The 14,561-nt window shown below is 35.1% G+C and carries 17 protein-coding genes; 16 read left to right on the top strand and 1 reads right to left on the bottom strand.

The window, feature by feature from the left end; all coding sequences use genetic code 11:
* Positions 1–98 precede the first annotated feature (98 nt).
* The 6 genes from FHR29_RS07605 (at position 99) to FHR29_RS07580 (ending at position 5,812) form a co-directional block, all read left to right on the top strand.
* On the top strand, positions 99–497 hold the full coding sequence (locus FHR29_RS07605) for a hypothetical protein (protein WP_132767820.1): 399 nt from the start codon (positions 99–101) through the stop codon (positions 495–497).
* A 162-nt stretch (positions 498–659) separates the two neighbouring features.
* The gene (locus FHR29_RS07600) at positions 660–1,598 is read left to right on the top strand and encodes a ketopantoate reductase family protein (protein WP_183913555.1); all 939 of its coding nucleotides are present in this window, start codon (positions 660–662) and stop codon (positions 1,596–1,598) included.
* Between the two features lie 177 nt (positions 1,599–1,775).
* The gene (locus FHR29_RS07595) at positions 1,776–2,270 is read left to right on the top strand and encodes a GNAT family N-acetyltransferase (protein ID WP_183913553.1); all 495 of its coding nucleotides are present in this window, start codon (positions 1,776–1,778) and stop codon (positions 2,268–2,270) included.
* Between the two features lie 53 nt (positions 2,271–2,323).
* The gene (gene bla / locus FHR29_RS07590) at positions 2,324–3,223 is read left to right on the top strand and encodes a class A beta-lactamase, subclass A2 (protein ID WP_183913551.1); all 900 of its coding nucleotides are present in this window, start codon (positions 2,324–2,326) and stop codon (positions 3,221–3,223) included.
* Between the two features lie 843 nt (positions 3,224–4,066).
* Positions 4,067–4,510, top strand: a complete 444-nt coding sequence (locus tag FHR29_RS07585) for a hypothetical protein (protein ID WP_132767828.1) — start codon at positions 4,067–4,069, stop codon at positions 4,508–4,510.
* 195 nt (positions 4,511–4,705) lie between these two features.
* Positions 4,706–5,812, top strand: a complete 1,107-nt coding sequence (locus FHR29_RS07580) for a serine hydrolase (RefSeq protein WP_132767830.1) — start codon at positions 4,706–4,708, stop codon at positions 5,810–5,812.
* A gap of 161 nt (positions 5,813–5,973) precedes the next feature.
* Here FHR29_RS07580 and FHR29_RS07575 read toward each other — a convergent pair whose 3' ends face one another.
* A complete protein-coding gene (locus FHR29_RS07575; protein WP_183913548.1) occupies positions 5,974–6,789 on the bottom strand; it encodes a hypothetical protein in 816 nt (271 codons plus the stop codon).
* Between the two features lie 520 nt (positions 6,790–7,309).
* On the opposite strand from FHR29_RS07575, the gene FHR29_RS07570 reads away from it, so the two are divergent.
* From FHR29_RS07570 to FHR29_RS07525, 10 genes are all read left to right on the top strand, one after another.
* Positions 7,310–8,635 (top strand): hypothetical protein, encoded by a 1,326-nt coding sequence (locus FHR29_RS07570; RefSeq protein ID WP_168126422.1) that lies wholly within the window; start codon positions 7,310–7,312, stop codon positions 8,633–8,635.
* 9 nt (positions 8,636–8,644) lie between these two features.
* Positions 8,645–9,055: a Dabb family protein gene (locus FHR29_RS07565; RefSeq protein WP_132767836.1), complete on the top strand. Its 411-nt coding sequence runs from the start codon at positions 8,645–8,647 to the stop codon at positions 9,053–9,055.
* 29 nt (positions 9,056–9,084) lie between these two features.
* A complete protein-coding gene (locus FHR29_RS07560) occupies positions 9,085–9,561 on the top strand; it encodes a hypothetical protein (protein ID WP_260291952.1) in 477 nt (158 codons plus the stop codon).
* Positions 9,562–9,684: 123 nt separating this feature from the next.
* Positions 9,685–10,371, top strand: coding sequence for a response regulator transcription factor (locus tag FHR29_RS07555; protein ID WP_132767838.1), 687 nt, complete (start codon positions 9,685–9,687; stop codon positions 10,369–10,371).
* Positions 10,368–11,741, top strand: a complete 1,374-nt coding sequence (locus FHR29_RS07550) for a cell wall metabolism sensor histidine kinase WalK (RefSeq protein WP_183913546.1) — start codon at positions 10,368–10,370, stop codon at positions 11,739–11,741. Before FHR29_RS07555 ends, FHR29_RS07550 begins: the two co-directional genes overlap by 4 nt.
* 114 nt (positions 11,742–11,855) lie before the next feature.
* The gene (locus tag FHR29_RS07545; protein WP_183913544.1) at positions 11,856–12,083 is read left to right on the top strand and encodes a hypothetical protein; all 228 of its coding nucleotides are present in this window, start codon (positions 11,856–11,858) and stop codon (positions 12,081–12,083) included.
* A gap of 125 nt (positions 12,084–12,208) precedes the next feature.
* Positions 12,209–12,922 carry a DUF4397 domain-containing protein gene (locus FHR29_RS07540; RefSeq protein WP_132767844.1) on the top strand — a complete coding sequence of 238 codons (714 nt, stop codon included), beginning with the start codon at positions 12,209–12,211 and terminating at the stop codon, positions 12,920–12,922.
* 371 nt (positions 12,923–13,293) lie between these two features.
* Positions 13,294–13,629, top strand: a complete 336-nt coding sequence (locus tag FHR29_RS07535; RefSeq protein ID WP_168126427.1) for an antibiotic biosynthesis monooxygenase — start codon at positions 13,294–13,296, stop codon at positions 13,627–13,629.
* 23 nt (positions 13,630–13,652) lie between these two features.
* Positions 13,653–14,060 (top strand): GNAT family N-acetyltransferase, encoded by a 408-nt coding sequence (locus FHR29_RS07530; protein WP_168126428.1) that lies wholly within the window; start codon positions 13,653–13,655, stop codon positions 14,058–14,060.
* A gap of 14 nt (positions 14,061–14,074) precedes the next feature.
* Entirely contained in the window at positions 14,075–14,560 is a 486-nt protein-coding gene (locus FHR29_RS07525) for a GNAT family N-acetyltransferase (protein WP_168126429.1), read from the top strand.
* The last annotated feature ends 1 nt before the right edge of the window (position 14,561 follow it).

Raw genomic sequence — 14,561 nt, 5'->3', positions numbered from 1 at the left:
AGCGTTTCATGCAGATAACTTACCATCTCCGGGTTAATTATAAAAATACATATATGGCTCCGTTGGTATGATATTTGGTTTAAAAGAGAAAACTTTATATGGAAAGAGCTATTAAAATATTTTTGATGGTGTGTGTCGTTAGTTTTATTTGCGGCAGTTGTTCAAAAGAATCTGATTCAGATTCATCAAGCTATCAGATCACTTACACTTTAAAGGGACCTGCCACAACGGCACAAGTTCAATATACCCCTACAATTACAGATCCTTACAATATTCCAGATAACTATGAAGAGATTGTTAGCGTTCCTTGGCAAAAGACAGTAACATTGATAGATGCTGTGGGGGGAGCAGGCTTTTCCGTATCCATCGACGGCGGAATACCCGGAGCGAAATATCAGATGTCAATTCTAGGTAAAGATGGTAGTATCTTAAAAGATGGAGAGTTGGTTCTGGATAATGAAGGCTATGGGGTCTTTTTGATAAACTATTATAAATAGTTAAAGAGATCAATACTAAAATAGAAATGAATAGAAAAGAGCTTATGAAATTTACAATTCATAAGCTCTTTTTCTATACTTTGATTTTATTTATAAAATTGACAAAACTTAGTTTATATTCACTTTTGATTATTTTTATTGATAAACATAGTTAAACAAACAATGGAACAGCATATATTAATTGTGGGATTAGGCGGAGTAGGCGGATATTTCGGTGCCATGTTAGCACGAAAGTATGAAAACAGCGATATTCATATTAATTTTTTGGCACGTGGAAATCACCTTAACGAAATACAGCAACAGGGATTAACTGTTGTTTTGGAAAAAGAGACCTTTACAATCAAACCTTATAAAGCTTCGGATCAGGTGGAAGAGTTCAATACGATGGATTATATATTCCTATGCACCAAATCGTATGATCTTGAAGAGACAGTGAGTTCGTTACATACATGTGTGGGCCCAAGCACAGTTTTTATACCACTGCAGAATGGCGTCGACAGTAAAGAGCGTATTAAGAAATACTATCCAAATAATTTAGTTGTCGATGGTTGCGCCTATATTGTATCTCGTTTGAAAGCGCCCGGAGTTATTGAAGTAACGGGGAAATGGGGTACCATGAATTTTGGATTAGATGGAGAACATGATGTACGGCTAGAAAGGTTACATGATCTTGTTCAAAAAGCCGATATCCATGTGAATTATTCAGATAAAATAGAAAAAATAATATGGGATAAGTTCATATTTATATCTTCTATGGCGACGGCTACCTCTTATTACGATTGCTCGATTGGTCAAGTTATAGAAGATCCAGAAAAAAGGCATGCTGTTATTAGGCTTATTCAAGAAGTTGAAGCCTTAGCACTACGAAAAGGGATTGTGGTTTCAAAAGATATTGTGAATGAAACGTTATATAAAATGGAACAGATGCCCTATGATGCGACATCATCTATGCATACAGACTATATCAATAAAAAACCACAAACAGAGCTGGCATCGCTAACACATTATGTCATTTCTGAATCCACGAAGAATAATCTTCCAACAATAGTCTATCAGTGTATGTATGATGACCTTCAACAAAAGACAATGTCTGATCGTTAATTTTCGAAGATATTTAATTTATATCAATTCAAAAATTAATATAGTATATAAGCAGCGGGTCATTATATGTGGCCCGCTATCTAATAAGATCAGTCCCTACAACACGCGTCGATAAGTTTTATGAAAGTTAAAGTAGAAAAGCCACATGCGCGGAGTTTCATTTTAGAAATATAAAATATGCAGATAACCTTAGTCAAATATGTAGCAGCAGATTTTGATTATTTCAAAAGACTGGTCAGTGATTTGGAGACAATGAGATACATAACTGGAATCGAGTGGGAGGAAATCGAGGCTAGATTACAGTTTGACGCAATGCTTGAAATCAATGCTGTAGAGGAAAGTTTAGGATTTTTTAAGGTAGTTAATCAGAAAAACGAATTTATAGGAAATTGTTCATTGGATTGCTATAAATACGATGCTGCAATTCTTGAAATAGGATATGTTCTTAAGAGAGAATTTTGGCGAATGGGTTATGGATCAGCAATTCTACAACGGCTCGTCCATAAAGCTAATAATTCATTCCCAGGCATGGATGTGATTGCCATTATCGATCCAGAGAATCAGGCATCAAGAAAATTACTTGAGAAGAATGGTTTTGTTTGTTATTTTAAGGGGGTGGAAGACAGTAAGTTTGCTGAAAAGTTTATCCTTAAAAATTTTCACACATACTAAACCAACATTTATTCGTTTTTTATACTTTTACTTTTATGGTCAATTTCAAAAATATGAAGTACATTTTCGCTGTACTATTGTTTATTCCACAGCTGATGCTCGGTCAACAAAAGAAGTCTATTCAGCAACTTCAAGAAAGGATAAAACACATTATAGATACTACTGGAGGAAATATCGGAGTAGGGGTACAGGGAATGGATTTTAAAAGTGGTTTCATCATAAACGGCAACCATGAGTATCCAATGATGAGTGTTTTCAAGTTTCCGCTTGCTTTTGCTATTCTAGATAAGGTAGATAAGGGCGAACTGAAACTCAGTGATAAATTTCATATGCCGAAAGCATCTTTGGATACCAACACATGGAGTCCGATGGTAAAAGATTTCCCTAATCAGGATCTTGATGTCACTTTAGCTGATCTGTTAACTTATGCCGTTTCAAAGAGTGATAACAATGCCTGTGATTTTCTATATACAAAAGTCGCTGGTGGCCCAGTTGCGGTAAATCAATATCTCCATCATGCAGGTGTAAAAGATATCTCGATCGTCTATACCGAAGGAGAGATGGAAAAAGATTGGGCCTTACAATATAAAAATTGGTGCAAACCTGCAGGAGCGATTAAATTGCTGCAGCTCTTATATAACCAGCAATTACTCTCAAAAACGAGCAACGATTTTCTTATCCAGATAATGAGAGAATTGCCTGATTGGGGCAAAAGAATTACAGTTCTTCTACCACCAACAGCTGAATTAATTCATAAAACGGGTGCGTCAGGAGTTAACAAAGAGGGGATAATGGCTGCATTTAATGACATCGGTATTATCACATTACCCAATGGTCAACATCTCGCAATAGCAGTATTTGTCTCTGATTTTAAGGCGCCCCAACAAAGAGGCATAAATGTAATTGCAGCAATTTCGAAGGAGATCTGGGATTACTATGCATCAAATCCATAAGGAGAACCATAATTTTTTTAGTAATGGCTATCTTTAATGAAAAGTATATGCCCTTCATAAACATCAAAAGGGTCTAATTTTCATTAGACCCTTTATCTTGGCGTTTAACTGCACAGTAATTTTTGTGTTTCTTATCGTTTCCTCTTTTTTGTTTCGTCATCCAAAAGATTATGGGTCAATTGGATTTATTACTGTACTACCGTCATTTATCATTTTACACTTTTTTGGGAAAGTATGTTTGTTATTGTTTCTTATAAAAAGAACACCTGTTGCCTAAAATAGTTTGAAAAAATTTGAAAGAATTACATCAATCTATTTCCTTCATTCATCGAGTTTTCTTTAATAGTTGGTCAGAGGCATTTAAAGCAGTTTTTAATTGATTATTTTAATATGCGGTCAAATGTTATGTGGCACCACCAGAAAGTCTTTCGGTAATATCTTGTTCTACTTGTGGCCGTATAAACGCTTAGCATTACGGTCATCATCAATTTGAAATGCTACAAAACCTTGCAATTTAAGTTCATTATTGAATTCTGAAATGCTGGAGACCATTTTCGTTTCCATCGGTAAAAGTTAAGAAAATCAAATTTAATAGTCGTTATTACAATTTCACTATAAAGCGATTTGTATTTTTTAAAATTCATATTTCCACTCTTTTGAGACGTAGCTAAAACTACGGATTCCAATAAATCCAGTTGTTTCTATATATGAAAACATCATAATCATGAACTTTTTAAACATTAATTTTCCCTTATTTGAGAGTATTCTATTGCATTATTAATTTAAAGCTTTATTTTTGTGGTTGTTACATTATAATGAACAGGATTACAAAGTTGTTTTTTGATGATGGATAATAATTGTGATTTAATCTTAGGATCATTTTATACTAAAAAGTTAGTAGATCAACTTCAGCTTTCGATGTGTATATTTCTAAATAAAGAAAGACGTAAGGCAATTGGTTTATTTTTGGCGGCAGATAAAAATGAAGAAGGGGAATTATTAATTAGTTACGTACAAGATAATATTGGTAAGCCTTTATCACTGATTATAAATAAAGATGTGGTATTAAGCAATATCAATCATAAAAAAGAAAACTTTTATTATTGGCAGGGCACTGTCGGTACAATTCGAAGTTTGTTGCAGCTATTGGATTTCTATTGTATTAATGAGTTAGGCCAAAAACCTGTTATTTCAATTGTTAGTCATCCCTTTGTTATCGAAATCATGCATATGTTAGAGGAAATTGAAAAGAGAAATCTGCAGATTGAAGCAAAGCTAAAGCTTTAAATTCGTTTGGATACTAAATATCCGACGTTAAAAATTGAAGCTTTGATGGACAAAAATGAGCTAATCCTTTTCCTTTGTTGGCCAAATAAATTTTTAACTGAAGTCTTTTTTAAATAAGTTTCAATACGATTTGGTCTTTAGTAAGTAAGTTGTATATTAGATAATTAACTGTTTTCGCCTTTAAATTCCTTCTATATGAACAGAAATCAATTTGTATTCATTTTTATGGCAATTTGTATGCTGACCATGTTGTCAAGTTGTAAATTTGGTCGTTTCATATGGTATAATTTTGCAGACATTGATGATTACAAAATTTTTCCCACCCGGGAGCTACAAGCTTCTACAAAGCCTTTTACTTTCTATACTGCAAGTAAGGAATCGGTTCCGAGCAATAGAATATATGAAGAGGTAGAGCTTTCGTTTGATAATTTTTTAGATCAGACAAAATCTGTCGCTTTTTTGGTTATCCGCAATGATAGTATTCTTTATGAACGTTATTTTGATGACTATGATACCGCTTCAATTGTGCCTTCGTTTTCTATGGCTAAGTCCGTTACTTCGATGCTCATCGGTTGTGCCATTGACGACGGGCTTATCAGTTCTGTTCAAGATCCGGTAAGTAAATATGTCCCTGAAATGGCAAAAAATGGATTTGATAAGGTGACGATAGAGCATTTGTTACAAATGACTTCAGGTCTTAAATTTAATGAAGGTTACTACAATCCTTTTGGAGAAGTCGCCACATTTTATTATGGCCTTGGTTTGCGCAAGAGTACCGAGAATCTAAAGCTGGAAGCAGAGCCCGGAACCCGCTTTGCCTATGCGAGTGGTAATACCCAGATTTTAGGGTTGGTGCTGGACCATGCATTAGCAGGAAAATCAATTACTGATTATCTGCAAGAAAAGATATGGCAACCAGTAGGGATGGAGTATGCTGCCTCCTGGAGTATCGATCAAAAGAAAGACGGTATAGAGAAAACCTTTTGTTGCCTGAATGCGCGGGCACGTGATTTTGCAAAATTGGGACGGTTGTACCTTCATCAGGGGAATTGGGAAGGAAAGCAGTTGGTTCCCGCAGATTGGGTGAAGGAATCTACACGAGTTGACAGTACCGGTGGAAGCTCTAAAAACTATCAGTACCAATGGTGGTTGCCTACACAGAATGGCGATTTTATGGCGCGGGGTATCCTTGGACAATATATTTATGTGAATCCACAAAAAAACTTGGTTATCGTTAGACTGGGACACAAAGTAGGCACCAATTGGAGTGAAGAGTTTGTACGCCTATCTGATGAATATTAAGGTGGGCTACTTTCTTTCTAAAATTCACCTATCTCAACAGTTTTAAAACAAGGAGGCTTGGGGTAGGATTGGTATTCCTTGAGTATTCATCAAAATTATAGAGAAGCGTTATGCTATCCAATATTGAAATTACCCAAAGTACTAAGGAAGTGCTCATTTTTTTACTGCTTAACAACCCTGTTGAATTCCTCCAATAGTATTTCATTTTCTGTTAAGACCATATTTTCTATATGAAATTTCTGATTGCGAAATTGCCAGTTACGTGTTCCGTCAATAACTTTTGTTAAGTCCATTTTCTCGACCCTTACAAGTTCTTTATGAATATCGATCTTTAGGAAAGTCTTAGATGCAGGTGCAAACGTTTTAATTTTCTTTTCTTTACCATCTTCTTCTGTAGTCATGCTGTTAATTTCCAAAAGCAAAAGATGATCATAAATGTGGTAATGGCAGACATACGTTCTTTTAACATCTGTTTCCTGTATTATTGTGGCTTGACCAAATGGTGTAAACTGAATTAAATCATGCGATGAATTCGGACCTTTGAACCAGTATTGGTCTGTTGTTAACCCAACGGTTCTTCCCATTTCGATTACATTCAAGCGATCATTTCCAAATGATACCGCTACTCTGGTATCGTTAAAGTCTTTCAACGTTAATTTACTCGGAGTTTCTTCTTTAGAGACAGTTAGTCCGCTGCTATACTTCTTGTTTACACGCAGCCTAATTTCTATTATATAGGGATCGTAGGTGTACGTTCCTTCACTGGTATTTACAGACCATATACCACCAGAATATCCATTGTTGTAGACAAAACTTCCATCATCAGCAAAATAAAAGTTTTTAAAGAGTGGGCCTTTAGACCATGACCAAAATTCATTAAATAAAAAGCTGTTTTCCATTTCAAATGTATTTTTCATTTGTCCATACGCTACCATATTTAGTAGGAACATTAATTTTAGTAAACAAATTTTTATCATCTTTAAGCATTTAGTGAGCATGTCTACTCGTGAATCCCTTTACCAAAATTAGGATTATTTGACCCATTTCTATCATGCTACTATTCAATGGTATAAGTGCAAATATAGTATATATCACCAAATCATCTAAAATTTGTAACCCTTAATGCAGCGAGCAGCATCACTTTACTTTTGTTCAATAAGTAAGGCCTGAAAGCAATTCTTTAATCATCTTAGCTTTTCCCTATTCATTTTATGAGAGTCCTAATAGATTTGTGTACAGATCTACTAAAAAATCAAGGAGCTCGAAGATTAAATTTTTTTTGCAATTTCATTAAAATTTAACGTTTTTTTTCTCAAAAGTGTATTATTCTTTTTTTGTAAAAAACCTAAATAAAGATTTATCTGAATACATAAATCTTTGCAATGCCTATTTTAAGCACCTTATTAATTCATATTTCTAATAGATTTCTAATTATTTGCCTCTATATTCCAAACTAAATTTGTCTTAACAAAAGAATCAAATTAAAGACAGATTATCATGAATAAAAAGCCGCTATTAGCGTCGTTGTTGTTGACCGTAGGTCTAACTGGTATACATACAAGTAATGCGCAGACAAATGATTTTGGAAATCCAAAACTCATACACTATCTAAATAAGGAGCATACCCGTTATGTTAGCTTCAGTGGCTATGCAGAACTTTGGGCACGTTACACACAATTAAATCCAGGCAGTCTTGTTAATAATGAGCAGGTAGGTAGTGTGTCCGATTTGTCCCTTCGTCGCATTCGTGCCAAGATGACGTATAAACCAACTGAAAATTTATATTTCGTATTACAGATGGGGCCTACAAATGTTAATGTGAACAGTAAAAATAACACCTATATGGATTTACTTGATGCGTATGCAGAATATAGCTTTAGTCCAAAGCTTGCAATAGGTGCCGGACGTTCGACCTGGAGAGGACTATCCCGTTTTACAACAGGTCCGCAAGCAACTTTACTCTATGATCTACCCCTATATGCTACATCAAACACCGGCATTACCGATATGACTGTTCGTGAGATGAGTGCTTATATTAAAGGTCAATTGGGACGATTTGATTATCGCTTAGTCCTTGCTGATCCCTATACCGCTACGACTGCAGATCCAGCATTGAATGTTGCTAAATTCAGTAAAAATGAAGCCCGCAAAGATGTATCCGGCTATTTTAGATATGCCTTTTTTGACAAGGAAAATAATGAAACACCTTTTAATGCAGGAACATATGTAGGAAAGAAAAAGGTGTTAAGCGTAGGTGGAGGTTTTGAATATATGCACAATGCATTATGGCATTTAGATGCTGATAAAGCAATACAAAATGATGATATGAAAAGTGTTGCTCTTGATGTCTTCTATGATGCTCCTGTTAATAAGGAAAAAGGAACTTCTATCAGTGCATATGCTATGGCCATGCACAATGACTATGGCCCTAATTATATCCGGTTCTCTGGAACAAATAATCCAGCTACGGGAATAGTTGCAGCGAATGCAAGTTTAAATGGATCCGGAAATGCATTACCTACTGCGGGAACGGGTAATACATTTTATGCCCAAATAGGAGGTACATTACCTTATTTCAGTCGCAATAATCACAACCTGCAACTACAGCCAGCAGTCTCCGTACAATTTGCAAACTACAATGCTTTAAAAGATAATAGTGCAATATACGATGCCGGGATATCGCTATTATTTCACGGAAGTAGTAGTCGCTTGACTTTTGATGCACAAAATAGACCAATTTATAATTCGAATGCGGTAAACGAAAGTTTGGTAACAGATCATAAATGGGCATTTATTCTTAAATATCGAATTGATTTTAATTAAATATATAACATGAAAAGGAAAAATTTCATACAAACATTAGGAACAGTTGGCGTCTTAGGCGTTACAAGTTCTACCTTATTAGCTGCTGATCATAAAAAAAAGAAACCTGTGTTTTTTCATTATTTACTTTTTTGGTTAAAACCTGAGCTTTCAGTAACGCAAGTTGAAGAATTTAAAGAATTTTTTGAAGGACTTAAAAAATTGCCATATGTCAAAAATGTGCGTTACGGCAAACCAGCTGCTTCAAGTCCACGTACGGTTTTAGATAATAGCTTTACCTATAATGCAGCTATGGAATTTGATAGTCTCGAGGAGCTGGAAGCGTACGGCAAATTACCACAACATCTTGCTTTGGTGGCTAAGTACAAGCCCTATTTTGACCGTATGATGGTTCATGACACTGTATTTGAAAATTTGTAAAAAAATAATAGATCTTAAAATTAATAAAAATGAAAATTATCTCGAAAACAGTACTATTTTTCTGTTTAGCATTTATTGCTCCATCTTTACATGCTAAGGAAAATCATCGAAACATCAAATCGGTAAAAGTTGAAGAAGGTGAAGGTAAAATGCCTGCTATTCGATTAATCAATAATGCAGATGGAACTTGTACTTTTGAAAAAGGCTATATTCCAACCTTGAAACACGCGAGTACAACCACTTTTTGGTCGAGCAATAAGACCGAAGATTGGGAGAAAAATGCACATCCAGCTCCAAGACGTCAATACGTCGTAACATTAAAAGGCAATATTCGCTTTAAGGTGAGTGACGGCTCTACATTTTTGATCAAGCCAGGTGTTATCTTACTTGCTGAAGATTTAAAAGGTAAAGGCCATAGTTGGGAAATGGTACACTCGAAAAGCTGGGAACGTTTATATATACCAATACAAGATGGAGCTGACGATCTGTTTGTCTCAGATCACTAATCAAATGAATCATTAACTTTTGCTTTCCTTGCTGTTAGGTACATCAAGGAAAGCAATTGTATGTCACTATTTATCTGAGATTTCAAGATTTATTTTATTTAAAAAGTATCTACATTTGTTAATATGAGGGTATTAGTTGTAGAAGACAATCAACGGGTGTGTTCGGTATTGCAAAAAGGATTAGAGAGTCAAAACTATCAGGTAAATATTGCGCTTGATGCTGAATCAGCTTTAAAACAAATAAAGTTGTTAGATTACGATCTTCTTATTATTGATATCATGCTTCCTCGTATGAGTGGTATAGAATTGAGCAAACGTATGAAATGCACTTATCCTAAAATCCCGATTATCATGTTGACAGCCCTAGGTCAAATCGATGAAAAAATTGCAGGATTTGATGCAGGTGCAGATGATTATATGGTAAAACCTTTTGATCTTCGCGAATTATATGCCCGTATTGCAGCTGTTTTAAAAAGAAATAAAGAGTTTGGCAGTTGGGAAAATAATGAATCTTTAAACTATGATTCTTTAACACTGAATTTGAGAAGTAAAAATGTGAGTCGCGATCACATCGATATTAAATTGACTCCAAAAGAATTTGACTTACTTGTATTTTTTATGCGGCATCAAGAAACGTTATTGAGCCGTGATGAGATTGCTAGAAATGTATGGGGAAAGAATTTTGATACCGGAACCAATTACATTGATGTTTATATCAATTATCTCAGGAAAAAAATTGATAAAGACTTTATTACTAAACTCATTCATAACAAATCGGGGCATGGTTTTATCTTATCAAATAAAGAATGAAAATAGCTTCTCGTACTTCCTTAGTATTAACGTTATTCTCTGCGGCGATACTATTTCTTTTCGCCTACAGTATCTATTTCTTTTCTGAAAAAAATAGAGAGGAAGAATTTATAGACCGCTTGCGGTATAAAATTACCTGGCGTGCTGAATTTATTTTTGATGCCAAAGTCAGTGAAACGCAACTGCGTCAGATTCATGAACAAAATAAAAAAAAGATAAATGAAGCGCAGATAACAGTTTTTGACAATCAATTTAAAGAGCTTTTTGTTGATGTTGGCGAACAGCATTATGAGCGTGCCATATTAGAAGAGATTCGAAATAAAAATTTTATGACCTGGAATCAGGGCGATGAGCTCTTTATGGGGATGCATTATCCTTTTCAGGGTAAACAATACTATCTGATTGGACATGCATACGACCAGACAGGTTATGCCCATATGCAACGTTTGAAGCAGCTCCTCATCAGTATTTATTTTGTTGCCATTATTTTTATATTTATAACCTCTTTTTTCTTTGCCCAGTACATTTTAAAACCCATCAAACATATCATTAATGAAATACGGGATGTCTCCGAACATAATCTTAGTAAAAGGGTATATTATCGAAAAGCAAAGGATGAGCTCTCTGAATTAATTGATACCTTTAATGGAACATTCAATCGATTAGAAAAGTCATTTAACAACCAAAGGCATTTTGTTTCCATTATATCCCATGAGTTTCGTACTCCCTTATCAGCTATGATTGCAGAACTCGAACTCGCAAAAGAGCTAAATACAACCTTAGCAGATTACCAGCATTCTATTGATACCGCTTTATTAGATGCTAAGGAAGCAACAATATTATCCAGTTCCTTATTGGACTTTGCCCGTGCCAATTATGATAGTTCACAAGTTAGCTTTAGTTCTTTGAGACTGGATGAAATTCTTGTAGAATCAAAATTTATGGTCCAGGATAAAGATAAAGATTACCGTGTTAGCATATCTTTTAATTATGACCTGTTGCATAATGCAGAGGATCAAGAAGAAATTTTGGTCATGGGAAATGCCTATTTACTTAAAGTAGCTTTTGCTAATTTAATCGAAAATGCCTGTAAATACAGTTCAGATAAACACTGTCTAGTAGATATTATATACCATGAAGGGATAGCTATTGTACAGGTTTGTGATAAGGGAAGAGGCATTTCGTCAGAAGACTTACCACATATTTTCGAACTTTTTTACCAATCAGCATCTTCGCCAGGTCAGCATGGACATGGTATTGGACTTTCTATTGTTCAGCGGATTATTGATATGCATAAAGGTCAATTACAGGTGCAATCCGAACTTGGTCAGGGTTCTACATTTACGGTACAATTTAATAGAATTTCTTAATTTGTGGGAAGGATAAACGTTATCGACAATTTTATTCAAACCTTACCAAGGTAAACCATATCCAATTCGGTCTCAAGAGATGATATTAACACATTTGTTTTAATTTGTAAAATTATGTCAAGATCAGTACGGAAAACGAAAATATTTGGAATTACAAACGCAAAGACAGAGAAACAAGATAAGAGAAGATGGAATAGAACTTTTAGAAAAGTTTGTAGAAAATTAATTCGCCTTGAAAAAGAAGCTCCTGTTAAAATTCACAGTATCACTAATGCCTGGGATGGTGCAAAAGATGGAAAACGATACTTTAAAGATGCCCCAATAAAACATATGCGAAAATAATCCGTCATACCGTAATCACGCAATTTTTTTATACAATATGTAGCACTAGCTGTTGCACCCCCGTTTATTATGATAACACTAGCGCAATGTGTATTTTTTAAATATAAGATTTAAGTTAACATATTATGAAAAAATACTTAAGATTACTAAGTTTAATAACTGTTGTTACTGCAGGAATTTTTGTGACCAGTTGCAGCAAAGATAAGGACGATCATCAACCTGTACCAGCAGCTTTATTTACGATGGTAAATGGATATAGTGGAGCAAAGGCTGTACTGTATTATGCAGACCGAAATATCCTTCAAAATCCTAATTTTCCGCTGTTATATAAATCGCAGAGTAAAGTAGCCCTATATCCGGGATCACGCAAAATAACCGTTACTGCTGGAGAAGGTAATTTGATCGATAGTACGATTGTGGTTAAAGACAGTACCATTTATAGTTCTTTTCTTTACGGAAGTAAATTAAAGCCAGTACAGGCAATTACGACAGACCGCGTCAACAAAGAGATCAAAAAAACAGAATCTGGATTACGCTTTTTTAATTTCTCTGAAGGTAGTGATCAAGTAACGCTTCACATCGGAGATCAAGCAGCGCCTGCAGCATGGACCGACCGTGCTAAAGAAACACAGCAATCTGTGACTGCAAATGAAGGTTTTATCGCACAAAAAAGTGGCACTTTCACAGTAGTTGCTAAAAATAAAGCAGGTAAGACGCTCGCAACACGTGAGCAAATTAAATTAGCTGAAAATCACTATTATTCTTTTATTCTGGTCGGTGATCCAGCTCAGGACAGTCAATCCGTATATTTAGGATTAGTAGAGCAACATGCAAATTAGTCAAATTTAATCTCATCTATTTTAAAAGCAAACAAAGCCCTTATTTAACCATAAGGGCTTTATTTTTAGAGTATAAAATTATAAGAGCTTCATATACGCCTCGTTTAAATCATATGCCGGATAAAAGCATCTGGACTATCCGCTTTATTCAAACTGGATGATAAAGAAAGTCTTTTTTTAAGATAAATTTACATCGGAAGGAATGAAGCAATTGATTTGGCAATCCAAATACATGCGTTGTTGGCTAGATAAAGTCTTCAGATTATTCAACCGTTATCGAATAAATGATTTATTGCTCATTTATGATATGTATGTGAAGTAGCTGCTCCCAAAGATTGCAGCTATTTGTAATTTAATTAAAAAAAGAAGCTATGATAGCAGTAATATTTGAGGTAATTCCCAAAGAGGGAAAAAAAGAAGAGTACCTGAACATCGCAAAGGCACTAAGGCCAGAATTAGATCATATTTCGGGATTTATCTCCATAGAACGGTTTCAAAGTCTTGTTGATCCTAAAAAAATTCTCTCACTTTCATTTTGGGAAAATGAAGAGAGTGTTAGAGAGTGGCGTAACCTGACGAATCATAGAAACGCACAGCAATCAGGAAGAAGTTCGGTGTTCGACGACTACAGGTTACGTGTAGCAGCAGTAATTAGGGATTACGGTATGACTCCACGAGACGAAGCTCCTGCAGATAATATTTTTTAACGTAACCATAAAAAAATCTGAAAATGCTAACATACCAAATTGAAGAAACAGTCGGAGCAGAGGAATTTAAAGAAGTATTAATAAATTCCACACTAGGAGATAGACGACCAGTCGATGAGCCTGAGAGAATAGCAGGAATGCTTAAGTATGCAAATCTTATTGCCACCGCAAGAGATTCTGGAAAATTGATAGGTGTAGCAAGGTCTTTGACTGATTTTGTTTACTGCACCTATCTCTCAGACTTAGCAATCGATGAGAACTATCAAAAGATGGGAATCGGAAAAGAATTAATACGTCTTACAAAAGAACATAGCCCAAAAGCAAAACTTATTTTATTAGCAGCACCAAAGGCTGTGGGTTATTATCCTAAAATTGGTATGACCCAATGGGAACAATGCTACGTATTGGATAATGTTGAGGATTTAAAATAAGTTGTCAAAGGATAATGGAAAAGTCTGTAATAATTAGGGAAATGCAAAAGGCGGACATCCCCGAAGTATTAAGATTAATGGAGGCAATAGTTGTTTTTGAGGGGGACACCGATTTTAGTCTTACGGAAAATGACCTGTTGAAACGTGGTTTTGGCGATAGACCCGAGTTTGGGGCAATCGTTGCACAAGGAGAGAAGAACCAGCTCATAGGCATAGCAGTTCACTATAACATTCCTTTTATGCATAACCACAAACCTTCATTGATGCTCAAATGGCTGTACGTTGATACCAATCACAGAGGAAAAAGTGTAGGTCGAAAATTGCTTAGTGGTCTTGCACAATATGCCATGAAACATGGATATAAAAAATTCAACTGGTTTGTACTCGGAAGTAATGTTGATGCCCAAAAATTCTATCAAAGCATTGGAGCAAACCCTGACAATAAATGGATTCGCTGGACAATTACACCGGACAATATGGTGCAACTGTTCAAAGAATAAT

It is taken from the genome of Sphingobacterium sp. JUb56 (assembly GCF_014191365.1).
Classification (GTDB): Bacteria; Bacteroidota; Bacteroidia; order Sphingobacteriales; family Sphingobacteriaceae; genus Sphingobacterium; species Sphingobacterium anhuiense.
Note: the sequence above shows the minus strand (reverse complement) of the source record. Positions and strands in the feature narration are given on the sequence as shown.

Coding starts and splice junctions, on each gene's coding strand:
- FHR29_RS07605 (WP_132767820.1), top strand. CDS start 99: ATGGAAAGAGCTATTAAAATATTTTTGATGGTGTGTGTCGTTAGTTTT.
- FHR29_RS07600 (WP_183913555.1), top strand. CDS start 660: ATGGAACAGCATATATTAATTGTGGGATTAGGCGGAGTAGGCGGATAT.
- FHR29_RS07595 (WP_183913553.1), top strand. CDS start 1,776: ATGCAGATAACCTTAGTCAAATATGTAGCAGCAGATTTTGATTATTTC.
- bla (WP_183913551.1), top strand. CDS start 2,324: ATGAAGTACATTTTCGCTGTACTATTGTTTATTCCACAGCTGATGCTC.
- FHR29_RS07585 (WP_132767828.1), top strand. CDS start 4,067: ATGATGGATAATAATTGTGATTTAATCTTAGGATCATTTTATACTAAA.
- FHR29_RS07580 (WP_132767830.1), top strand. CDS start 4,706: ATGAACAGAAATCAATTTGTATTCATTTTTATGGCAATTTGTATGCTG.
- FHR29_RS07575 (WP_183913548.1), bottom strand. CDS start 6,789: ATGATAAAAATTTGTTTACTAAAATTAATGTTCCTACTAAATATGGTA.
- FHR29_RS07570 (WP_168126422.1), top strand. CDS start 7,310: ATGAATAAAAAGCCGCTATTAGCGTCGTTGTTGTTGACCGTAGGTCTA.
- FHR29_RS07565 (WP_132767836.1), top strand. CDS start 8,645: ATGAAAAGGAAAAATTTCATACAAACATTAGGAACAGTTGGCGTCTTA.
- FHR29_RS07560 (WP_260291952.1), top strand. CDS start 9,085: ATGAAAATTATCTCGAAAACAGTACTATTTTTCTGTTTAGCATTTATT.
- FHR29_RS07555 (WP_132767838.1), top strand. CDS start 9,685: ATGAGGGTATTAGTTGTAGAAGACAATCAACGGGTGTGTTCGGTATTG.
- FHR29_RS07550 (WP_183913546.1), top strand. CDS start 10,368: ATGAAAATAGCTTCTCGTACTTCCTTAGTATTAACGTTATTCTCTGCG.
- FHR29_RS07545 (WP_183913544.1), top strand. CDS start 11,856: ATGTCAAGATCAGTACGGAAAACGAAAATATTTGGAATTACAAACGCA.
- FHR29_RS07540 (WP_132767844.1), top strand. CDS start 12,209: ATGAAAAAATACTTAAGATTACTAAGTTTAATAACTGTTGTTACTGCA.
- FHR29_RS07535 (WP_168126427.1), top strand. CDS start 13,294: ATGATAGCAGTAATATTTGAGGTAATTCCCAAAGAGGGAAAAAAAGAA.
- FHR29_RS07530 (WP_168126428.1), top strand. CDS start 13,653: ATGCTAACATACCAAATTGAAGAAACAGTCGGAGCAGAGGAATTTAAA.
- FHR29_RS07525 (WP_168126429.1), top strand. CDS start 14,075: ATGGAAAAGTCTGTAATAATTAGGGAAATGCAAAAGGCGGACATCCCC.